15 protein-coding genes are annotated in these 21,929 nt (G+C 71.2%); 9 read left to right on the plus strand and 6 right to left on the minus strand.

Annotation, left to right across the window (positions count from 1 at the left end):
- Positions 1–39: 39 nt before the first annotated feature.
- On the plus strand, positions 40–1,128 hold the full coding sequence (locus tag ACTWQE_RS00645; protein WP_443326757.1) for an AI-2E family transporter: 1,089 nt from the start codon (positions 40–42) through the stop codon (positions 1,126–1,128).
- On the opposite strand, the gene ACTWQE_RS00650 is transcribed toward ACTWQE_RS00645, so the two are convergent.
- Positions 1,068–3,215, minus strand: a complete 2,148-nt coding sequence (locus ACTWQE_RS00650; protein WP_443326758.1) for an ATP-binding SpoIIE family protein phosphatase — start codon at positions 3,213–3,215, stop codon at positions 1,068–1,070. The genes ACTWQE_RS00645 and ACTWQE_RS00650 overlap by 61 nt on opposite strands.
- Before the next feature lie 144 nt (positions 3,216–3,359).
- On the opposite strand from ACTWQE_RS00650, the gene aspS reads away from it, so the two are divergent.
- The 4 genes from aspS (at position 3,360) to ACTWQE_RS00670 (ending at position 7,251) form a co-directional block, all read left to right on the plus strand.
- Positions 3,360–5,147: an aspartate--tRNA ligase gene (gene aspS / locus ACTWQE_RS00655; protein ID WP_443326759.1), complete on the plus strand. Its 1,788-nt coding sequence runs from the start codon at positions 3,360–3,362 to the stop codon at positions 5,145–5,147.
- A 236-nt stretch (positions 5,148–5,383) separates the two neighbouring features.
- Positions 5,384–6,133, plus strand: a complete 750-nt coding sequence (locus ACTWQE_RS00660) for a DUF6879 family protein (protein ID WP_443326760.1) — start codon at positions 5,384–5,386, stop codon at positions 6,131–6,133.
- Positions 6,130–6,972, plus strand: coding sequence for a helix-turn-helix domain-containing protein (locus ACTWQE_RS00665; protein WP_443326761.1), 843 nt, complete (start codon positions 6,130–6,132; stop codon positions 6,970–6,972). Before ACTWQE_RS00660 ends, ACTWQE_RS00665 begins: the two co-directional genes overlap by 4 nt.
- A gap of 87 nt (positions 6,973–7,059) precedes the next feature.
- On the plus strand, positions 7,060–7,251 hold the full coding sequence (locus ACTWQE_RS00670; protein ID WP_443326762.1) for a hypothetical protein: 192 nt from the start codon (positions 7,060–7,062) through the stop codon (positions 7,249–7,251).
- Between the two features lie 410 nt (positions 7,252–7,661).
- On the opposite strand, the gene metG is transcribed toward ACTWQE_RS00670, so the two are convergent.
- From metG to ACTWQE_RS00685, 3 genes are all read right to left on the minus strand, one after another.
- Positions 7,662–9,386, minus strand: coding sequence for a methionine--tRNA ligase (gene metG, locus ACTWQE_RS00675; RefSeq protein ID WP_443326763.1), 1,725 nt, complete (start codon positions 9,384–9,386; stop codon positions 7,662–7,664).
- Positions 9,387–9,605: 219 nt separating this feature from the next.
- Positions 9,606–11,228 carry a VWA domain-containing protein gene (locus ACTWQE_RS00680; protein WP_443326764.1) on the minus strand — a complete coding sequence of 541 codons (1,623 nt, stop codon included), beginning with the start codon at positions 11,226–11,228 and terminating at the stop codon, positions 9,606–9,608.
- Between the two features lie 367 nt (positions 11,229–11,595).
- Positions 11,596–11,892 (minus strand): barstar family protein, encoded by a 297-nt coding sequence (locus ACTWQE_RS00685; RefSeq protein ID WP_443326765.1) that lies wholly within the window; start codon positions 11,890–11,892, stop codon positions 11,596–11,598.
- Between the two features lie 741 nt (positions 11,893–12,633).
- Between ACTWQE_RS00685 and ACTWQE_RS00690 the strand changes: the two genes are divergently transcribed.
- Positions 12,634–14,700, plus strand: coding sequence for a PhoX family protein (locus ACTWQE_RS00690; protein ID WP_443326766.1), 2,067 nt, complete (start codon positions 12,634–12,636; stop codon positions 14,698–14,700).
- 165 nt (positions 14,701–14,865) lie between these two features.
- Here ACTWQE_RS00690 and ligD read toward each other — a convergent pair whose 3' ends face one another.
- Complete coding sequence (ligD, locus tag ACTWQE_RS00695; protein ID WP_443326767.1) at positions 14,866–15,783, minus strand: non-homologous end-joining DNA ligase; 918 nt, start codon at positions 15,781–15,783, stop codon at positions 14,866–14,868.
- Positions 15,784–15,895: 112 nt separating this feature from the next.
- Positions 15,896–17,005: an endonuclease/exonuclease/phosphatase family protein gene (locus tag ACTWQE_RS00700; protein ID WP_443326768.1), complete on the minus strand. Its 1,110-nt coding sequence runs from the start codon at positions 17,003–17,005 to the stop codon at positions 15,896–15,898.
- A 338-nt stretch (positions 17,006–17,343) separates the two neighbouring features.
- Here ACTWQE_RS00700 and ACTWQE_RS00705 point away from each other — a divergent pair, with 338 nt between their 5' ends.
- The 3 genes from ACTWQE_RS00705 (at position 17,344) to ACTWQE_RS00715 (ending at position 21,837) form a co-directional block, all read left to right on the plus strand.
- Entirely contained in the window at positions 17,344–18,069 is a 726-nt protein-coding gene (locus ACTWQE_RS00705; protein WP_443326769.1) for a VanZ family protein, read from the plus strand.
- Between the two features lie 310 nt (positions 18,070–18,379).
- Positions 18,380–19,972 (plus strand): hypothetical protein, encoded by a 1,593-nt coding sequence (locus ACTWQE_RS00710; RefSeq protein WP_443326770.1) that lies wholly within the window; start codon positions 18,380–18,382, stop codon positions 19,970–19,972.
- A gap of 248 nt (positions 19,973–20,220) precedes the next feature.
- Positions 20,221–21,837, plus strand: a complete 1,617-nt coding sequence (locus ACTWQE_RS00715) for an MFS transporter (RefSeq protein ID WP_443326771.1) — start codon at positions 20,221–20,223, stop codon at positions 21,835–21,837.
- Positions 21,838–21,929: the final 92 nt, after the last annotated feature.

Raw genomic sequence — 21,929 nt, forward strand, 5'->3', positions numbered from 1 at the left:
GGGCAGGTGGTCCCGGCGCGCCCGTGGTGGGGTGGGAGGGTGCCGACCGACCCGCCCCTGCTGCCGCATGCGGCGCGCAAGACCGCGGCCTGGTGTGTTGTGGCGCTGCTGGTCGCCGCGGTCGGTGGCGTCCTCATCTGGCTCTGTGTCGCTCTCAAGGACGCCCTCACGCCCGTACTGCTCGCGCTGCTCGGGACCGCGCTGCTGGGGCCGCTGCACCGCAGGCTGGTCAGGATGGGGGTGCAGCGCTCGCTGGCCGCCGGGCTCACCTGCGCCGCGCTGGTCGCCGTCGTCGGGGGCGCGGGATACATCGTGGTCAGCGCGCTGATCGACTCGGGCGACCAGATCGTGGCCTCCGTGCGGACCGTCGCCCGGCAGCTCGCCGCCCGGGTCGACCTCGCGGGCGACTCGCTCGACGACCTGGCGTCCAGGGCCAGGGAGGTGGTCGCCAAGTTCGGTGGTACCGCCGCCTCCGGGCTGCTCTCCGGGCTCAGCGTGTTGGGGCAGCTGCTGGCCGCCGGTGTGCTCGCCCTGCTGCTGACCTTCTTCTTCCTGCGCGACGCCGAGCGGGCCCGGCGGACCCTGCACACGATCGCCCCGCGCGGCACCGGCCCGCGTCTCGAGGCCGTCGCCCGGATCGCCTTCGAGGCGGTCGAGGGCTTCATGCGGGGCACCACGCTCATTGCGCTCATCGACGCCGTCTGCATCACCGCCGGGCTGCTGATCCTGCGAGTGCCGGGCGCGGTCGGGCTCGGCGCGCTCGTCTTCGTCGGCGCCTACATCCCCTACCTCGGCGCCCTGATCTCGGGCACCGTCTCGATCCTCGTCGCGCTCGCCGACCGCGGCTTCGTCATCGCGCTGTGGGCGCTGGGCGTGGTGGTGGCCGTGCAGGTGCTGGAAGGACATGTGCTGCAGCCGCTGATCCAGAGCCGTACGGTCCAGATGCACCCGGCGATGGTGATGATCGCGATCACCGCGGGCGCCGGTCTCGCGGGGATTCTCGGGATGCTCCTGGCCGTGCCGATCGCCGCGGCCGCCTTCGGGGTGATCGGAGCGCTCCGCGAGGACTACGCGGCCGGTTCGGACTCCTCCCCCGGCTCCTCCCCCGAACCGGGCGAGCCCTCGTAGAGCTCGAACCAGATGCACTTGCCCTCGCCGCGCGGGTCCACGCCCCAGGAGTCGGCGAGGATCTCCAGCAGCAGCAGACCGCGCCCGGAGGAGGCCATCTCGCCCGGCCGGCGGCGGTGCGGCAGCTCGTCGCTGGCGTCCGAGACATCCACCCGCAGCCGCCGGGCGGACCGCTCGCCCGCGGCCTCCGCGACCATGAGCGCGTCACCGTCGGTGTGCACCAGAACGTTGGTGATGATCTCGGAGACCATCAGGACGGCGGAGTCCACCTGCTCCGGGTCGGCCCAGTCGTGCAGCAGCTCCCGCAGCTCGTGCCGTATCCCCGCCACCCGCTCGGGCTCGGCCTGTGCGATGGACAGGACCGTACGGCGGAGCGGCCGCGGTGTCGTGCCCTCGGCAGGGAGGCAGCCGCCGCCCTGGGCGTTCCGGCACAGCAGCAGCACCGCGATGTCGTCCTCGCGGCGGTCCGCGAGCGGCCCTGTGGTGTGGTGGGAGGACGGCCCGTGCACCGCCTGGACGAGACCGTCGGCCAGGGACTCCAGATCCTCGCCCGCGTACTGCTCGATGATCCCGCGCAGCCGCCGCCAGCCGCTCTCGAGATCGTGGCCGCCGGTCTCGATGAGTCCGTCGGTGCAGACCATCATCAGCTCGCCGGGCTCCAGCGTCAGCCGGGTGGTCGGGTAGTCGGTGTCCGCGTCGATACCCAGCGGCAGCCCGCCCGCGGTCGGCCGGACCAGCATCGTGCCGTCGCTCATCCGGGTGGCGATGTCGGGATGGCCCGCCCGTGCGACGTCGAGGGTTCCGGTCTCGGGGTCGACCTCGATGTAGAGGCAGGTCGCGAAGCGCGGGTCGGGGCCGTCGGCGCCGTCGGGCCACTGGTCGACCAGCCCGGAGAAGAAGCGCGAGGCGCGGGAGAGCACCGCGTCCGGGCGGTGGCCCTCGGCGGCGTATGCGCGCAGGGCGATCCGCAGCTGGCCCATCAGCCCGGCCGCCCGTACGTCGTGCCCCTGGACGTCCCCGATGACCAGGGCTATGCGGCCGGACGGCAGCGGGATCATGTCGTACCAGTCGCCGCCGACCTGGAGCCCGCCGCCGGTGGGGACGTAGCGCGCGGCCACCGTCATCCCGGGGATGTCGGGCTGGACCGTCGGGCGCATGCTGCGCTGCAGACCGGTGGCCAGCTCCCGCTCGGACTCATGGGCGCTGGCGCGGGACAGTGCCTGCGCGAGCATCCGGGCGACCGTGGTGAGGATGGAGCGCTCGTCGGGCGTGAACGTCACGGGATAGCGGAAGGTCGCCATCCAGGCGCCGATGGTGCGGCCCGCGACGATCAGGGGGAGAAAGGCCCAGGACTGGTGGTCGTGGGGAGCGGCGAGCGGCCAGGTGGCGGGGGAGCGGCGGCGGTAGTCATCGGGGGGGGGGAGATAGACGGCGCGGCCGGTGCGCACCACCTCGGCGGCCGGGAAATCGGTGTCCAGACCTATGTGGACGAAGGGGTTCCTCTCTCCCTCGCCAGGCCCGTGGTGGCCGATGACCGTCAGCCGGTCGCCCTCCACCCCGAAGACCGCCAGCCCGTCCGGGGAGAACCCGGGCATGGAGAGGGTCGCCGCCACCCGCAGCACCTCGACGGTGGAGTGCGCCTCGGCGAGGGCCCGCCCCGCGTCCAGCAGAAAGGCCTCACGGGAGCGCCGCCAGTCGCCGGTGACCCGGGGGTGCGTCGCGGCGGCGGCGCCGGGCTGGGGTTCGGCGACCTCCTGGATGGTGCCGACCAGCTCGTTCTCCATGTCGCCGACCTGGGGGCGGGAGCGGCTGCGGACGACCCGCAGCACCTTGCCGTCGTCGCCGATGATGCGCAGCCGGACCTCGGCGAGGGTTCCCTCGGCGGCTGCCAGATTGACCACGCTGTTGATCTCCACCCAGTCCACGGGGTGGAAACGGGAGCGCACAGCCGATTCGGAGAGGGTGGCGGGGACCGCGGGCAGGCCCAGCAGCCGGGCCGCCTCGGCGTCCAGGGTCACCTTCTCCGAGGCACTGTCCCAGCGCCAGAGGCCGGTCGCGGTGGCCGCCAGGACGTCCTCGGTGCGCATTGCACTACTTTATGAGTCTTTCCTTGGCTTTGACGACCGGCCGCGAGCAGGAGGTGTGCCGGTACCCTGGCATTCGGCCTTCGATGGCCGAGACCCCAGGCCCCCAGGGGCTCACCCACCCCGACCAGACGACTTGGATGAGCGATGCATCGGTACCGGTCCCACACCTGCGGCGAGCTCCGTGCCGCCGACGTCGACGCCGACGTACGGCTGAGCGGCTGGCTGCACAACCGGCGGAACCTGGGCGGCATCCTCTTCATCGATCTCCGTGACCACTACGGCCTGGTCCAGCTGGTCGTCCGGCCCGAGACCGAGGCGTACGAGGCGCTCAGCGGCATCACCAAGGAGACCGTGGTCCGGGTCGACGGCACGGTTCTGGCCCGCGGCGCGGAGAACGTCAACCCCGAGTTGCCCACCGGTGAGATCGAGGTCGAGGTCACCGATGTCGAGGTGCTCGGCGCGGCGGACGCCCTGCCGTTCACCGTCTTCCCGGAGGACGGCGTCAACGAGGAGCGGCGCCTGGAGTACCGCTTCCTCGACCTGCGCCGCGAGCGTATGCACCGCAACATCATGCTGCGGTCGGCCGTCATCTCGACCATCCGCGAGGAGATGACCGCGCTCGGCTTCAACGAGCTGGCGACCCCGATCCTCTCGGCGACCTCCCCGGAGGGCGCCCGCGACTTCCTGGTCCCCTCGCGGCTCCACTCGGGCAAGTTCTACGCGCTGCCGCAGGCCCCGCAGCAGTTCAAGCAGCTGCTGATGATCGCCGGGTTCGACCGGTACTTCCAGATCGCTCCCTGCTTCCGTGACGAGGACGCCCGCGCCGACCGCTCGCCGGGCGAGTTCTACCAGCTCGACGTGGAGATGAGCTTCGTCGAGCAGGAGGATGTCTTCCAGGTCATCGAGAAGGTGATGACCGACCTCTTCACCAAGTTCGGCAAGGGCCGCGAGGTCACCTCCCCCTTCCCGCGGATCCCCTTCCGCGAGGCGCTTCTGAAGTACGGCACCGACAAGCCGGACCTGCGTGCCCAGCTCGAGCTCGTCGATGTGTCCCCTGTCTTCGCCGACAGCGGCTTCAAGGCGTTCGCCGGGAAGCATGTACGCGCCCTGCCCGTGCCGGACACCGCCGGGCAGTCGCGGAAGTTCTTCGACCAGATGGGCGAGTTCGCCGTCGAGAAGGGCGCGCAGGGCCTGGCCTGGGTCCGGATCGGCGAGGACGGCGGGCTCACCGGCCCGATCGCCAAGTTCCTCAGCGAGGCCGATGTCGAGAAGCTGGTCGCCGAGGTGGACGGCAAGCCCGGCACGGCGATCTTCTTCGGTGCGGGCGAGTTCGACGAGGTCTCCAAGATCATGTCGGAGGTCCGGGTCGAGGCCGCCCGTCGCACCGGCCGCTTCGAGGACAACGTCTTCCGCTTCTGCTGGATCGTCGACTTCCCGATGTTCGAGAAGAACGAGGACACGGGGGAGATCGAGTTCTCCCACAACCCCTTCTCCATGCCGCAGGGGGGCCTGGAAGCGCTGCGGACCAAGGACCCGCTCGACGTCCTGGCCTGGCAGTACGACATCGTCTGCAACGGTGTCGAGCTGTCCTCGGGCGCGATCCGGAACCACGAGCCGGAGGTCATGTACCAGGCCTTCGAGATCGCCGGGTACACCAAGGAGGAGGTCGAGCGCGAGTTCGGCGGCATGCTGCGCGCGTTCCACTTCGGCGCCCCGCCGCACGGCGGCATCGCGCCGGGCGTCGACCGGATCGTGATGCTGCTGGCCGATGAGCCGAACATCCGCGAGACCATCGCCTTCCCGCTCAACGGGAACGCGCAGGACCTGCTGATGGGCGCCCCGAGCGAGGTCGACGAGGCCCGGCTGAAGGAGCTGCACCTCAGCATCTACAAGGGCCCGGCGAAGCCGACGCCGTACAAGCCGACGAAGTAGCAGCCGTACCCATCGCCGACGGCCCAGGGAACCGCGGGTTCCTGGGCCGTCGGCGTTGTCGTTCCACCGGGCGCAGTCCCCGAACGACCGCCCGACGGAGACGGCTGCCCGGCGGGCCGAGGTGGCGGGCGAGTCCTGGGCGGGGGCGCATTGGTGCGTTCGCCCGGGGCCGCTCCCCACAGGCCGCTACGGTGCGGAGCGAGGTGATTACTCAACCGGACGGAAGGGCAGTTCCCATGGCACGCAGGTTGCGGATGCTCGGCACCAACAGCGGCAACAACGGCTGTCCCACGCTGTATGAGGCGGAGGAGACAGGTGACTACCTGGTCCAGGGCACCGCCGTCACGGATCCTGTCGAGATCGCCCAGCTGCGGAATCTGAAGGAGAGCGAGGGCGCGGTCACCGTGCCCCGCGAGTTGCTTGCCAACTTCGGTCCGAAGGAGCCTGTCCACGTGCCGCAGTTCGTCACCTTCGATGAATTCGACGACATGTTCGAGACTTTTGAGCACACCGCCTGGCGCCTCGAGAGCCGACGTCGCTACGCCTCGGACGAGACCACCGACACATATGCCCAGTTCGCTAGGGGGGAGACGGTTGACTGGGACCTTGACGACCCGTGGTGCGCCTCACGCCGCGCCCAGGTTGCGCTCGGCAAGCGATTCGAACGGGCACGGATCGTCGATGTACCCGCCACGCCGGGGCAGCTGTACCTCCTCGACAACGCTGGCCGAAATGCGGTGGTCGGCGAGGACATTCGCATTCTGCGCCGCAGTGACGCCGACCGACTGCGGCTGCCGGGCGAGGACTTCTGGCTCTTCGACGCGCGGGTTGTCGCTCTTCTGCACTTCGACGACACAGACGCGATGACCGGTGTCGAGCTCGTCACCAACCCCGTCGAGGTACTGCGCTACTGCCAGTTCCGAGATGCGGCCTGGCACCACGCCGTCCCTTACGCCGAGTTCGAGGCGGTACCGTCCGAGGGGTGAGCACCGACTTCCAGCAGGCCCGGATATCCCTCGGCGCGCGGCTGCGTGAGCTGCGCACCGGGGCCGGGCTCACTGGCCGGGACTTCGCCACGCGCCTGGGCTGGCCACAGTCGAAGGTCTCCAAGTTGGAGACCGGCCGCCAGACCGCCACACTGGACGACCTCCGTGCTTGGGCCGAAGGCGCTGGATGCCCCGAGGCCGCTGTCGAGTTGCAGGCCCGCCTCCAGGGCCTCGAATCCCGCTCCCGCTCCTGGCGCCGCCAGCTCGCCGCCGGCCACCGTCCTGTCCAGGACGCCCTCGCCGTCGAGTTCGAGCGCTCCACGACCCTGCGTGCCTGGGAAGGCGCCATGGTTGTGGGCATGCTCCAGACCGCCGACTACGCCCGGCACGTCTTCGCCCGGTACGCCGACCTCCACCAGTCCGTACGGGACGTCGAGGACGCCGTCCGGGCGCGCATCCGCCGACAGGACGCCCTGTACGGGCCAGGCCGCACGTTCCACATCGTCATGTGGGAGGCGGCGCTGCACACCGCGGTCTGCCCGCCCGCTGTCCTCGTCGGACAGCTCGACCGCCTCTCCGGGGCGATCGGGCTGGACACCGTGGAGCTCGGCATCGTCCCGTTCGGCGCCCCGGTGAAGATTCCCCCGGCGAACGGGTTCTGGATCTACGACGAGCGCTTGGTGATCGCCGAGGACTGGCATGCCGAGCTGTGGCTGAACGACGCCGAGAGCGTCGCCTTGTACCGCAAGGTCTGGGAACTGCTCGCCGACTCGGCTGTGTACGGCGCGAGGGCGCACAGGCTGATCTCCCGTGCGAGGGCCCAGCTCGACCTCGCGTGAGCAGATCCGGGAATCGTCACCGGCGGCTGGAGAATATTCGCGAATCATGCAGGACCGTGGTTCGCGATCGTCCCTAATGTCCCGGTCATGGGCACACAGACAGGAATCCAGGGGCCGCTCGATGCCGTTCCTGGGAAGCAGGGCGAGCAGATCTGCACCGAGTGCGAACGGCTCGAAGCCGCCCGCAGGCGCGCCGAAGCCGAGCGGGACTACAGCCGGGTCACCGATTGCAACGTCCTCATCGCTCGCCACCGCATCGTCCATTCGACGCGGGCATGACCGGCAGCCCGGCCCGACGGTCCCAGGCCGAAGGCGAGCGAGGCCCAGCGCGGCCACAGACCACTGCCAGGGCCGTGCGCTATCTGCCTCCGGGCAAGGCCGTGCCGCCGTGCTCCTTCCCGTGCTCCCTATGCCAAGCGCGGGGACGGCAGGCGTGAGCAGGGGACCGCATGGCATGCGCTGCCGCCATCCCTGCTGAGGTGCGACCGGCGGCCGCTTCCTGTCGCTGAACCTGGTCGCGTGCAGCCCGCACCGCGTACGGACGGAGTGCAGCTGCCCGATTGTTCCCGGTTTCAAGACTGACCCTTGAGCACTGCTGGGGGCTGGGGAGCGGGCTCCTCTTCCGGGTGGCAGGACGCGGAGGGCCCGGAACCGAGGGGTTCCGGCCCCAATCGTGGTCAAGAGGGGAGTTACGCGCCTTCGCCGCCGAAGCGCTCGCGGTAGGACTCCAGCTCCTCGTCGCTGATCTTGGCGAACAGCACCGGCGGTACGGTGAAGGCGGTCCCGGCCGGGACGCTGTCCAGGGCCTTGGCCTGCTCGGCCGTCACCCAGAGGGCGTCGTCCGACGGAAGCTGGAACGCGGACCGCATGGCCTTCGCCGACGCCGGGATGAAGGGCTCGGACACCACCGAGTAGAGATGGATGAGGTTCATCGCCGTACGGAGCGTGAGCGCCGCGGCTTCCTGGTCCGTCTTGATCTCCAGCCAGGGGGCCTTCTCCTCCAGGTAGGAGTTGCCCGCGCTCCACAGGGCCCGCAACGACTGCGCCGCCTTGCGGAACTGCAGGGCCTCCATGTGGTCCTCGTACTCGGCCAGCAGCCGCGCGATCTCCTCGCCCAGCCGTGCCTCCGCCTCTCCGGCCTCCTTGCCGGCGGGCACCTCGTCGCCGAAGCGCTTGCGGGAGAAGGACAGGACGCGGTTGACGAAATTGCCGAGGGTGTCCGCGAGGTCCTTGTTGACCACGGACGAGAACAGCTCCCAGGAGAAGGAGGTGTCGTCGGACTCCGGGGCGTTCGCCATCAGGAAGTAGCGCCAGTAGTCGGCCGGCAGCAGCTCCAGGGCCGCGTCCGTGAAGATGCCGCGCTTCTGGGAGGTGGAGAACTTCCCGCCGTAGTAGTTCAGCCAGTTGAAGGCCTTGACGTAGTCGACCTTCTTCCACGGCTCGCGGGTGCCGAGCTCCATGGCCGGGAACATCACCGTGTGGAACGGGACGTTGTCCTTCGCCATGAACTCGGTGTACCGGACGTCGTCGGCCTCGTACCACCACGACTTCCAGTCGCGCTTCTCCGCCCCTTCCGGCGCGGCGTTCGCCCACTCCTTCGTCGCAGCGATGTACTCGATCGGTGCGTCGAACCACACGTAGAAGACCTTGTTCTCGGCGGCCAGCTCCGGCCAGGTGTCGGCCGGGACCGGTACGCCCCACTCCAGGTCACGGGTGATCGCCCGGTCGTGCAGGCCCTCGGTCAGCCACTTGCGGGCGATGGAGGACGCGAGGGTCGGCCAGTCCTTGCTGCCATGCATGTCGAGCCAGGCCTCGACCTCGGGCTCCAGCTTCGACTGGAGGAGGAAGAGGTGCTTGGTCTCACGGATCTCGAGCTCGCTGCTGCCGCTGACGGCGGAGCGCGCGTCGATCAGATCGGTCGGGTCGAGGACGCGGGTGCAGTTCTCGCACTGGTCGCCGCGCGCCTTGTCGTAGCCGCAGTGCGGGCAGGTGCCCACGATGTAGCGGTCCGGGAGGAAGCGGCCGTCGGTGATCGAGAAGACCTGGCGGACCGAACGCTCCTCGATGAAGCCGTTCTCCTTGAGGCTGCGGGCGAAGTGCTGGGTGATCTCCACGTTCTCCGCCGAGGAACTGCGGCCGAAGTGGTCGAAGGCCAGCTCGAAGCCGTCGTAGATCGCCTTCTGGGCGTCGTGCTGCTGGGCGCAGAAGGTGTCGACGGGCAGCCCGGCCTCCTTGGCCGCCAGCTCGGCGGGGGTGCCGTGCTCGTCGGTGCCGCAGACGTACAGCACGTCATGGCCGCGCTGGCGCAGATAGCGGGCGTAGACATCCGCAGGGAGCATGGACCCCACCATGTTGCCCAGGTGCTTGATCCCGTTGATGTACGGAAGGGCGCTGGTGATGAGGTGTCGAGCCATTGCCGGCTGCTCCCAATTCGTGACGTGGGGTGAGGCCCGTAGCGCATCAATGCAGCGGCTACAGGCTGTCAATATCGTACTGGACCGCCGGGGGCCGCCCGCCCGCCCTTTTTCCGCCGTCATTCTCCGCGCCCGTGGGCCGGGTGCGCGGTGGGTGGAGGGTGCGGATGCCCTCGGCCGGCCGTGGTGGCCGGCCGGGGGCGTTCCCGCCTCGTCACGTCAGCCGAGGATGCCGGCCGCGCGGGCCTCGGCCAGCCACCGCGGGAACTCGGCGGTCAGCCGGTCGTAGAGCTCCGCGTCGGCGACCGTCAGCGGGTCGGTGCCGGCGTGCAGGAAGCCCGCGTTGTCGACCGCGCGCTTGTCGGGGACGGCCAGGACGTCGAGCTTCCGCAGGAAGTCGAAGCCCTTCGCCTCGGGCTCGCCGAATCCGATGAACTGCCAGAAGATCGGGAGCTTCGCGGCCTCGCAGAGCGCCTTCTCGGCGGCGGGCTTGGAGGTGGGGGCACCGTCCGTCTGGAAGATCACGAAGGCGGGGTCGGTCGAGCCGGACTTCTTGTAGTGCTCGATGACGGCCTCGATGGCGCGGTGGTAGTTCGTACGGCCCATGTGGCCGAGGTCGGAGTGCAGGGCCTCGATACGGCCGGGGTAGTCGTCGAGGGAGACCTCGGCGGTGCCGTCGATGTCGGTGGAGAAGAACACGACGGGGACGGTGCCGTCGTCGTCGAGGTGCGCGGAGAGCGCGAGTGCCTGCTCGGCGAGGTGCTGGACGGTGCCGTCCTTGTAGTAGCGCCGCATGGACCCGGACCGGTCGAGGACGAGGTAGACGGCGGCGCGCTGCCCGGCGAGTCCCTGGGTCCCGAGGGCCGTGCCGGCGCTCTTGTAGAGGCTGACGAGGCCGGGGGCGGACTTCTCGATGGCGGTGAGAGCGATGGCCGCCTCGGCGCCGCCCGCGGCGGGCTGGGTGGTGGACCCGGCGGGCTCCGTGGTGCCGGGGTTTGTGGTGTCCGGCTCGGTGGGCGTCTCGACGGGGGCGGTGGCCTCGGCGGGCTCGGTGTTGGCGGGCTCGGTGGTGGCGGGCTCGGTGGTCGCCTCGGCGGTGGCGGGCTCGGCCGTCTGCTCCGTCTCAGCCGTCTCGGCGGGGGTGGCGGGCTCCGGCTGTGCGGGGATCTCCACCGCGCTCGCCGCGGTGGGCTCCGCCTCGGCCGGGTCCGCCTGGGCGGGGACGGCCGGAGCCTCCGGCTCCTCGGAGACCCGCTCCGCCGTCGACCCCTGGGCGGGCACCTGGGTGCTCCGGGGCTCCTCGACCGGCTTGGCCTGGGCGGGGACGGCCGGGGTCTCCGGGTGCGGCTCCACGGCCCCGGGCTCCGGGTCGGGCGCCACCGCCTGGGCGGGCACCGGCGCGGACGCGGGCTCCGCCGCGTCGGACGCGGCGTCCGTCAGCGCTGCCGTCTCCGGTGTGTTCTCGGACGCGGCGGCGGGCTCCGGCTCGTCGGCGGGGGCGGGGCCGGATGTCTCCGGCTGCTGCTCGCGTTCGGACCGCGGGTCCGGATCCGGCTCCGCGGCCTGCTCCTGCCGGGCGAGCGGCTTCGCGGCGCCGGCGTCGAAGGCGGCCAGGAGGGAGTCGGCCTCCGCCGCCCGCTTGGACTCGGACGTGGGTCCGGCCGACGTCGACTGAGCCGGGACCGGCGCCGTGGCGGACGTGGGCTCGTCGGCGGCGGGGGCGGCTTCGGCCGTACCGCCCGCGGCCGTGTCGGCGCCCCGCGCCTCCGGCACTGTCGGCTCATCGTTCCCGGTCGCCCGCGACCGGCCGAACGCATTCCGCAGCAGACTCCGAATGCCCATGGGATAAGCCCTTCACAAGTATCGGGTGCGATGAATGTCCGCGGTGCGGGAATTCGTCCCTGACCAGGACGGACACGTAAGGCTACCGGGATCTGTTCGCCGTGCTCCGGCTTTGACGGCCTAAGTCAAGCGGATCCGGCGCTATTAGAGGGAACCCGATGTGCCGGCACTGGGTGATCCCGCCCTGGCCAGGCGGTATCGGCCGGGGATATCGAACGGCGTTGCCGAACCGATGCAGAAACGGAAAGGCGCGTTGGACAACGACAGAAATCCGCCGATAGCCAGCCCTCTTCAGGTATGTTTCGGTCTCACGCGCCTGCGGGACTGCCCGTTGGCGGCCCGCGGACGGCGGGTGGACGAGAACCGCTCAGCCGAGTTCCAGTCGGGCCCGGCCGGCTTCTGTGAACACCCGGGCGAGTCGTTCGCCGTCCGGGTTGCCCGGGGCGAAGAGGCCCGCCGCGTCCGCCCGTACGACCACCACATCATGGGCGTCGATCACGGGCGAGATGCCGCGCGACTCGACGGCGTCCCACCACGCGTCGAGGTTACGGCCGAACCAGGCGGGCAGACCGCACGGTTCCGCCACCGCGTCCCAGAAGGCATCCAGCGTCGCCAGGTCATACCCGCGCAGATCGACCACCAACTCGTCCATTCCATCCGCCATGCCCAGGATGCTAGTGCTGTGATCGGGGAGGTTCGCCGGGAAGCTCGCGGCGTCCGGTGCGGTGCATCGCAATGCAAGGCGGTGGGGGTGCCCCCGGACGGAGCCCGGGGGAGATCGCCCTCGTACTGGGGTCCCCCATGCCGAAGGCCAGGGGAGTACCCGGGCGACTCCGACAACGCAGCGAGCGTGCGTGCCAGGCGTCGCGGACCTGGGGGCACTCCCCCAGCCTTCGGCCGGGGGCCCCTCCCAGCGGTAGCTGGGGGAGTTCCGTGCCGGGCGTCGCGAGCCGGTGAACCTTCCCGGTCACAGCACTGAGGCCTGTCCGGGCGAACTTGTCGGGCCCGCGACGCATGGAGCGGCACCGAGCTGTCAGGCCGCGGTACTACGGCACTCCCCCAACTCTTCGGCCGACGGGGGCCCCGGAGGTGGCTGGGGTGCCCCGCCGCGTTGGCGGAGTCGTCCGGGTGTCCCCGGCCATCGGCATGGGGCAGCCCGTACGAGGGTGATCCCCTGGGTCCGGGGAGTCGTGAGCCCGACAGGGCCGCCCGGGTGGGTCTGCCGGGCCTGGTGGGATGCATCAACGCCCCTGTGGAGCACGGGACTTGTGTCGTCTGCCCGGCATTCATGCCGTGTTCACCCGGAGTACTCCGTGGAGCGGATCTACGCCCATAGCGTCACCGCCGACATATTCCGACATCCTGTCGGCGCAGGCTGCGCCGGTACTTCTTACGGAGGGAAGACGTGCGCAGACTGCTGCCGCTCATCAACTCGCACCCGGGCGGACGTTCCGCGATGACCTGCCGCTACCGCTGCGGCGACGCATGCTTCCACGACGTCCCGAACACCAGCGGGAACGCCTACCTCGGTGATGTCATAGCCGGGGCGATCTCGCGCCGTTCCGTGCTGCGCGCCGGCGCCGTCGTGACCGTCGCCGCCGCCGGCACGACCGCTGCCGGTCAGACCCCGCCCGCCGCGGCTGCCACCCCGGCGGGGGCGGGGGAGCCCGGGAAGGGTACGCGTGCTGCCCGAGGCCTCCGGTTCACCCCGGTCGCCCCGAACACCACGGACGCCGTCACCGTCCCCGAGGGCTACGCCAAGAACATCGTCATCCGCTGGGGCGACCCGATCCTGCGCGGCGCGCCCGCCTTCGACCCCGACCGGCAGTCGGCGAAGGCCCAGGCCGGCCAGTTCGGTTACAACAACGACTACATGGCCGTACTCGACCTGCCGGGTGAGCGCGACCGCCAGCTGCTCGTGATCAACCACGAGTACACCGACGAGCAGCTGATGTTCGCCGGGTACGACGCCGCGAACCCCACGCGCGAGCAGGCGGAGATCGGTTGGGCCGCGCACGGGCTGTCCGTCCTCGTCGCCGCCGAGGACCCCAAGGACGGCAGGCTCACCGCTGTCACCCGCCACCACCTCAACCGCCGTATCACCGGGACGACCCCGTTCGAGATGACCGGGCCGGCGGCGGGCAGCAAGCTGCTGCGCACCTCCGCCGACCCCCGGGGCACCCGTGTCCTCGGCACGCTCAACAACTGCGGCGGCGGTATCACCCCGTGGGGCACGGTCCTGTCCGGCGAGGAGAACGTCAACCAGTACTTCGCCAACGGCGGGTCGGTCACCGACCCCGTCACCGCCGCGCGGCTCAAGCGCTACGGCATCACCGGCGGGGCGTCCCAGCGCAAGTGGGAGCGGTTCGACCAGCGCTTCGACGTGGCGCGGGAGCCCAACGAGAGCAACCGCTTCGGCTGGGTCGTCGAGATCGACCCGTACGACCCGGACTCCACCCCGCGCAAGCTCACCGCGCTGGGGCGCTTCAAGCACGAGGCCGCCGAGCCCCGTCTCACCGACGACGGCCGCCCGGTGCTCTACATGGGCGACGACGAGCGTTTCGACTACTTCTACAAGTTCGTCTCCAGCAAGCGGATGAAGCGGGGCACCAGCCGGGCCGCCCGGGAGCACAACCGCACGCTGCTCGACGAGGGCACCCTGTACGTCGCCACGTTCACCGGTGACAGCCCGGCCGCGGAGATCGACGGATCGGGCAAGCTCCCCGAGGACGGCGGATTCGACGGCTCGGGTGAGTGGATCCCGCTGGCCAGCGGCACCACCTCGTACGTCGAGGGCATGACCGCCGAGGAGGTGTACGTCTTCACCCGGATGGCCGCGGACAAGGTCGGCGCCACCAAGATGGACCGCCCCGAGGACGTCGAGCCGAGCCCGCGCACCGGCCGGGTCTATGTCGCGCTGACGAACAACACGGACCGCGGCAAGGAGGGCAAGGCCGCCGCCGACGAGGCCAACCCGCGCAACGGCAACAAGCACGGCCAGGTCCTGGAGCTCGCCGAGCGCGGGGGCGATCCGGCGTCGGAGCGGTTCAGCTGGCGGCTGTTCCTGGTCTGCGGCGACCCGGAGGACCCGAACACCTACTTCGGCGGCTTCCCGAAGGAGAAGGTCAGCCCCATCTCCTGCCCGGACAACATCACCTTCGACGCGTACGGAAACCTGTGGATCTCCACGGACGGCAACGCGCTGGGCAGTCATGACGGGCTGTTCGGTGTCGCGACCGCCGGTGACCGGCGCGGCGAGGTGCGGCAGTTCCTCACCGTCCCCAAGGGCGCCGAGACCTGCGGACCGATCGTGCAGGACAAGCGGGTCCTGATCGCTGTGCAGCACCCGGGCGAGATCGACGGCGCGAGCGTCGAGAAGCCCGCCTCCACCTGGCCCGACGGCCCCGGTGAGCTCGTCCGCCCGTCGGTCGTCGGCGTCTGGCGCCGCGACGGCCGCGACATCGGCGTCTGACACGCCTGACGGGACGGAGGCCTCCGACGGCGTCCGTCCCGATGTCAGGGAGGGAGAGCTCCTCGCCCGGCCCGGCGGGTGCAGTCGTCCGGTCCGGCGGTGCCGTCGTCCGGCCGCGAAGGGGCTCGCGGCCGGGCCGCCTGCCCTACCGGGGGCCTGCCCTGCTCATGCCGTCCGTACCTCGGAGAGGCGGCGCTCCGCCGTGCGGAGCGACCGGCCTCTCCGAGGCGTGCCCGACCACGGGTCGGCGGGCAGCCGTTCGCCGATCGTGGTCAGGGTCCAGCGGCGAGAGGTGAGTTCGGGATCGTCCAGTTCCTCGCGTGCGATGGGCGTGGCGACCGGGGCCCCCGGCAGGGCCCGTACCGCGTACGGGGCCACCGCTGTCTGGGCGTAGGCGTTGCGCTGGATGTCCAGATAGACGCGGCCTTTGCGCTCGGTCTTGCGCTGTTCGGTGGTGAGACGGTCGGGGTGGCGGTCCGCCAGAAGGTCCGCCGCCGCGGAGGCGAAGGACCGCACGTCGTCGAAGGGCGCCCGGCGGTCCAGCGGGACCACGATATGCACACCGCTCGAACCGGTCGTCATCAGCCGTACGGGCAGCCCGAGTTCGTCCATCAGGCCGCACACCCGGTGCGCCGCCCACCGTACGTCCTCGAACCCCGCCGCCGGGGACGGGATGTCGAGGTCGAAGATCAACTGATCGGGGTGATCGGGTGCGTCGGCGCGGGAGAGCCAGCGGTGCGGGGTGACGCATGCCTGGTCGGCGAGGTAGACCAGGGTGGCGGTGTCGTCGCACACCACATGGGTGACCGTGCCGCCCTCCTTGGCCACCTCGGTGCGATGGATCCAGTCGGGGAAGTAGTCCGGGATGTTCTTCTGGACGAGCGCCTTCTTCCCGATGCCGTCCGGGTGGCGCACCATCATCATCGGCCGCCGCCGCAGATGGGGCAGCATGCGCGGGGCGACGGAGCGGTAGTGCTCGACGAGATCGGCTTTGGTGACACCGTCGTCGGGGAAGAGGACCTTCTCCGGCCGGCGGAGCTCGATCGTCCGCCGGCCGACACGGATGCTGCGCTGGGAACTCACCTCCGGCGAGTAACCCGTTGTCGTACGCGCCAAACCGGGACGGGCCCCGCCGAGTCCCTCGCCGCGGTCACCGAGGCAGCTCCGGGACGTCATCATCCGGAAGCGCGTTCTCTCAGCCCCGGCTCCCGCCCGCGGGCGTATGGAAGTCGAGCGTGGCCAGAACAGCGCGGTGGTCGGTGCCGTCGAGGTCGAGGAAACGGACGCTGCGGGGCCGGAAGGCGTCACTGACCAGGATGTGGTCGATCTGCGTTCCCACGCCGTGGCGTGCGGTGCCGGACGGCCAGGTCGGGGTGCGGCTCGCACCGAGGAGACGGGCGCTGTCCCGCAGCCCGGTGTCGAGGACCGCCCGGAAGGCGGCGTGGTCCTGGGAGGAGTTGAAGTCGCCCGCGAGGATGGCGGGCAGTCCGCCGCGGCGCTCGGCGTAGCCGCGCAGCCGGCCCAGTTCCGTGCGCCACAGGCCCAGCTGCCCCGGCACGGGCGGCATGGGGTGGGCCACCTGGACCCGTACCCGCTGCCCGGCGATCCGGGCGACCGCACCCGGCATGGAGAGGGTGCCGGTGACGCCGGGCTCGCGGTCCAGCGGATATCTGCTCAGAAGTGCGGAGCCCTCGGCCGGATCGCCGGGCGCGATGTTCCGGTACGGGTAGGCCTTCCGCAGGGCGGGCGTGGCCAGAGCGGCGGCGCAGCGGGTGTCGCACTCCTGAACGGATACGAGGCCGGGCCGCTCACGGCGCAGCGTGTCCAGGAACGCGGGTGTGGCGCCGCCGAATTCGAGGTTGGCTGTCAGCACCAGCAGCCGGGCGGCGATCGGGCCGCGCGGCTCGGCCGCCCCTTCGCCGTACGGCGCCATGAACCAGCCCGTGGCGGCGAGCACGGCGAGTGCCCAGGCGCAGCCCGCGGGCCATCGAGCGGCCGCGGCGAGCAGCAGCGCGAGGCCCGCGGGCACCAGCAGCCACGGCAGGAAGGCGAGCAGCTGGGGTACCGGTGTGACACCGTCCGCCCCGGCGGCCCGGCAGGCGACCGGCACCGACGCCGTCACGAGCAGCACGGCCGCGGAGACGGCTGCCGTGCGGCGGGTGCGGCCGCGCGGGAGCCGCGCGCCATGGTGTACGCGAGAGAGATACCGGGACAGCGGCGCCGGGTCGACGGCCCGGCGGGAACGTGGCCGACGAGCCTGGCGTACCGCGGTTCGGCCGGTCCCTTCCCGGGTGGCTTCTGCCACGGCTGTCCCTTCGCGGGGGATGTCCGCCGTTGCTGTCCCGTCCGGGGCGGTTTCCGCCGCGGCCGTCCCCTCCGCGGGCGACTCGGACCGGCCTGTCTCCTTCCGGCCCGCCTCCGGCCGGCCCGCTGCGGTGTCGGCTGTATCCACGCTTCGCCCTTCGCCCCGGCCCCTTCTGGGGCTCTCCGGTACAGACGGTGCCATGCGGGGGTCGGGTTGCCGGGGAACGTCGGCGCGTGCCGCGACGGACCCCGGGTAACCGCGAGTGAGGCGACACCGGCGCCGGCGGAGGCGGGATCGAGCGCCTCCACCGGAGCCCCGACAGACCTTGGGGGTCCTTCATGGCAGGCAGATGGGTGCTGTTCGGCTACGAGATCGGCAGGGCGGCCCGTAACCGGCGCGGGAACAAGCGAGGGAAAAACCTGAGGAAGACACCCTCGCGGGGCGGCACCGCGTCGAAGCGGCGCGACGGTGCGGGTCGGCGGAAGCGGCAGAGGAGGCCGACGAGCGGGAAGCGGGACAGACGGCCGACGAGCGGGAAGAGGGAGAGGGCCGGTGCCGCGCCGCCGCCCGTGCCGGGACCACCGGCGGTGATACGGGTCCTGGTGATGCTGATCGCGTTCGCCGCGATGGTCGGTTTCGCGGTCGTCCTCGCCAAGTTGACGCTGGCCCCGTCGTCGGCCTCCGAGCCGCTGACGCACAGCAACCTCCGGCCGGGCGACTCGATCCGTGACTACCTCGCGCAGCCCGCCTTCCGTGACACGGTGAAGCAGATCGGCGGCAACATCCTGCTCGGCGTGCCGTTCGGCCTGCTGCTGCCGGTCCTGGTGCCCAGCGCCCGGGGCCTGCTCCGCGTCGGGGTCGCTACGGCCGTCGTCATGGTCCTGGTCGAACTGGTGCAGGGCGCACTCGTCACCGGCCGCGCCTTCGACATCGACGACGTCATCCTCAACACGACCGGCGCGTTCCTCGGCTATCTGCTGCTCGGGCGGAGGCTGGGCCGGGTGGTGCATCCGCGCCGCGGCCACTGGTGGCACCGCTTCACCAAGCGCCCGGCCACGGGCTGACCTCCGGGACGAACGACTTCCCCGGGGCGGCCTTCCACGGACGGGATCCCCAGGGCGTCGACCCCCGGCGCGGACGTTCCGGGGACTGACCTTCCGGAGCCTGACCTTCCGGGGGCCCTCCCCGTAACGAGCCGGACTTCGGTGACGAGCCGGGCTCCGGCCGGCCCTCCGTGACCCCGTTCGAGGACATCGTTCGGCCGACTGCCCCACTCGCGTGGCCGGGCGGTCGCGGCCGACGCAGCGTGGTGCACAGCCCATTCGCACACGCCGTGGGAAGTGACCACGCGTCCGACGTACGGCGAGGTCGGCCATGCATCCAGCGAGTCTCGCCGCCGGCGCGCACCGGGAGAAGCCCGGTGCCCGTCCGTATGGCGGCCCCGCGTTCGCCGCGCCGCTGCCCCTGCTCTCCGCCGTCGCCGTCGCGTTCACCCTCGCGCAGCTGGCCCTGGTGGCCCCCGGCTCGGGCCTCGGCTGGGACGAGTCGGTCTATGTCAGCCAGGTCAGCCCGCACGCCCCCGCCGCCTTCTTCAGCGCGCCGCGGGCCCGGGGCATCACCTTCCTCATCGCGCCGGTGACCGAGCTGACGACCTCCACGGCCGCTCTGCGGATCCACCTCTCCGTCCTGTCCGGCTGCGGACTCTTCCTCGCGCTGTGGGTGTGGCGGCGGCTGCTCCCGGCCACCGTGCTCGCCCTGGCCGGAGCGCTGTTCGCGGGACTGTGGATCACCCTCTACTACGGGCCGCAGGCGATGCCCAATCTGTGGGTCGCCTACGGCGCGCTGTTCACCACCGGCTGCTTCCTGCGCACCGTACGGGGTCGCGCCGCCCCCGCGTTCCTCACCGGCTCCCTCCTGACCGGCGCTGAAGGACGGGCCGTAGCCCGCCCGGCCGTCGCCGCCCTGGGCCGCGACCGCCGGGCGCTGGTGGGCCTCGGCTGCGGCATCGCCTTCACCGCTCTGCTGCGGCCCTCCGACGCGGTATGGCTCGCGCTGCCTCTCGTTCTCTCGGCCCTGTGCGTACGGGCCTGGCGGCGGCCGGCCGTGCTGCTGGTTCTCGCCGCCGGGGCGGTCGCCGGCAGCGCCGAGTGGATCATCGAGGCGTATGTTCGCTACGGGGGCCTCGCCGCCCGGCTGGACCGTGCCGACCGGATCCAGGGCGGCCTGGAATGGCAGCTCGCCTTCGACGACCAGCTGCGTGCGTTGGAGGGGCGGTCTCTGTGCCGGCCCTGCGACGTGGAGTGGCGGCATCCGGTCACCGCCGCTTGGTGGTTCGCCCTGCCGCTGCTCACGGCGGGCGGGGTCCTGGTCGCGGCCCGCGCCCGCCGTACGCCCGTGGTTCTCCTGCCGACGCTTGCCGGGCTGTTCCTCGCGGTGCCCTATCTGCTGCTGATCGACTACGCGGCGCCCCGTTTCCTGCTGCCCACGTACGCCCTGCTGGCCCTGCCCGTCGCGCTGTGCCTGGTCGGGCTGGTATCTGGAGTGCGGCCCCGGCTGCGCCCCTGGGTCGCGGCGGCTGTCGCCCTCGCCCTGGCCGGTCATCTCGCGGTGCAGTACGCCGTCCTGCGCACCATCGTCTCCCGCGGCCGTGACACCCGGGAGGCCGTGGGCCGCATCGTCGACGAACTGCACCGCCAGGGAGTGCGGCCACCTTGTGTCGTCACCGCCGAGGAGGCCGTACGGATCGGCTTCCGCGCCGGATGCTCCTCCCGCCAGACCCGGGGGCACGACGGCAGCATCACCACGGCGGACCTGGTGGAGCTGGCCCGCCGCCGGCCCGTGGCGGTCCTGGTCGCCGGGGACGGGCCCCCGCCGTCGTACGCCCGTGACTGGCGCGTCGTAGCCCTGCCGTCGCTGTCGGGGCAGGAGCGGTTCCGCGCGTTTCTGTCGCCGTCCGCCCGTCCCTGACCCGTCCGGGCCGGGTTCCGGGCAGCATGGATCCACCGAGGCGCTCTTCCGGACGGCGACTCTTGGACAGCGACTGTTCCGGACAGTGACTGTTCCGGACAGCGACTGATCTGGGCAGGGACCTGCTCGGATCAGGCCGTAATGGGGCGGATACGGCCGGGGTGAGGTCGAGTGGTGAGACCCCGGGCCCGGGACTACGGTGCTAGAGAACGCCGTGTTCACCGCGGTCGTGAGGCGCGGGACCCATCATGACGAGCCCTCACTCGACACCTCCGAGCACTGCCGACGCCCCGGGGCGGGGCGGAGGCAGTGGTATCGCGCTCCTGGTCATCGCGTCCTGCCAGCTGATGGTGGTCCTCGACATCACCATCGTGAACATCGCGCTCCCTCATATCCAGAGCGCACTGGACTTCTCGACCGAGAGCCTGTCCTGGGTCATCAACGCGTACACGCTCACCTTCGGCGGACTGCTGCTGCTCGGCGGACGACTCGGTGACATCCTCGGCCGCAGACGGGTGTTCATCTTCGGTGTGCTGGTGTTCGTGCTGGCCTCGCTGCTCGGCGGGCTCGCGCAGAGCGCGCCCGAACTGCTCGCCGCACGGTCGCTCCAAGGCGTGGGCGGCGCCATCGCCTCACCCACGGCACTCGCCCTGATCACGACCACGTTCCGGGAAGGCCCGGAGCGGAACAGGGCGTTCGGGGTCTTCGCGGCGGTCTCCGCGGGCGGCGGCGCGATCGGCCTGCTCATGGGTGGCATCCTCGTCGAGTGGCTCGACTGGCGCTGGGTGTTCTTCGTCAATGTGCCGATAGGCCTGCTCATCGCCTTCGCCACGCCCCGCCACATCAAGGAGTCCGAACGCCATCCCGGCCACTTCGACCTCGCCGGGGCGCTCACCTCCACCGCGGGCATGGCCTCACTCGTCTACGGCTTCATCCGCGCCTCGGAGGAAGGCTGGCGCGATCCGCTGACCCTCACGGCCTTCGGCGCGGCGGTGGTGCTGCTCACCGTGTTCCTCACCATCGAGAGGCGCTCGAGGCAGCCGATCACCCCGCTGAAGTTGTTCGGCGACCGCAACCGCGCGGGCTCGTACGGCATGATGCTCAGCATCGCCGCCGCCATCTTCGGCATGTTCTTCTTCCTGACGCTCTTCGTGCAGAACGTGCTCGGGTTCAGCCCGCTGCAGGCAGGGCTGGCCTTTCTGCCGGTGAGCGCGGTCATCGCCGTCGGCGCGGGGCTGGCGTCCCAGCTGCTGCCGAAGTTCGGACCCAAGCCCTTCATGGTGGTGGGGGCGCTCTTCTCCGCGACGGGACTGTCCTGGCTGACACAGACCGATGTCTCCAGTACGTACGCGGGGAGCATTCTCGGCCCCATCCTGCTGTTCGGCTTCGGCATGGGCATGCAGTTCGTGTCGCTGACGCTCATGGCGGTCTCCAATGTCGCCCCGCACGAGTCGGGCGCGGCCTCCGGAATGCTGAACGCCACCCAACAGGTGGGAGGCTCGCTGGGGTTGTCGATCCTGGTCACGGTCTTCGGCACGGCCAGTCGTAACGAGGCCACGAGCCAGGTGCCGCAGTTCCTCGCGCAGGCGACTCCGGCGCAACGGGCCCAGTTCCAGCGCACCGGGGAGCTGCCGGGCACCTGGGGTGACCAGGTGCTCGCCACGGGTGTGTCGACGGCCTTCCTCGCCTCGGCCGCTTTCACGATCGTCGCCGCGCTGATCGCCCTCTTCGTCATCCAGGTCCGCGCCTCCGACCTCGAACGCCTCCAGGGCGGTGCGGCCGCCGCTCCTGCTCCGGTCGCCGCGAGGGGGGAGGAGGGTGGTGCGCACTCCCGGGCTCCTCGGACTGACGGCTCTGACGGCTGAGGACATCGGACCGACAGCTGAGACCGCTGAGACCGCTGAGAACTGCGAACGACGGCCGGCGGGAGCAACGGCGGCCTGTGAACACCCGCAGG

Source organism: Streptomyces sp. 8N706 (assembly GCF_052245415.1).
In the GTDB taxonomy this organism is placed as follows: Bacteria; Actinomycetota; Actinomycetes; order Streptomycetales; family Streptomycetaceae; genus Streptomyces.

Coding starts and splice junctions, on each gene's coding strand:
- ACTWQE_RS00660 (WP_443326760.1), top strand. CDS start 5,384: ATGGCACGCAGGTTGCGGATGCTCGGCACCAACAGCGGCAACAACGGC.
- ACTWQE_RS00670 (WP_443326762.1), top strand. CDS start 7,060: ATGGGCACACAGACAGGAATCCAGGGGCCGCTCGATGCCGTTCCTGGG.
- ACTWQE_RS00685 (WP_443326765.1), bottom strand. CDS start 11,892: ATGGCGGATGGAATGGACGAGTTGGTGGTCGATCTGCGCGGGTATGAC.
- ACTWQE_RS00650 (WP_443326758.1), bottom strand. CDS start 3,215: ATGCGCACCGAGGACGTCCTGGCGGCCACCGCGACCGGCCTCTGGCGC.
- ACTWQE_RS00680 (WP_443326764.1), bottom strand. CDS start 11,228: ATGGGCATTCGGAGTCTGCTGCGGAATGCGTTCGGCCGGTCGCGGGCG.
- ACTWQE_RS00705 (WP_443326769.1), top strand. CDS start 17,344: ATGGCAGGCAGATGGGTGCTGTTCGGCTACGAGATCGGCAGGGCGGCC.
- ACTWQE_RS00715 (WP_443326771.1), top strand. CDS start 20,221: ATGACGAGCCCTCACTCGACACCTCCGAGCACTGCCGACGCCCCGGGG.
- aspS (WP_443326759.1), top strand. CDS start 3,360: ATGCATCGGTACCGGTCCCACACCTGCGGCGAGCTCCGTGCCGCCGAC.
- ACTWQE_RS00710 (WP_443326770.1), top strand. CDS start 18,380: ATGCATCCAGCGAGTCTCGCCGCCGGCGCGCACCGGGAGAAGCCCGGT.
- metG (WP_443326763.1), bottom strand. CDS start 9,386: ATGGCTCGACACCTCATCACCAGCGCCCTTCCGTACATCAACGGGATC.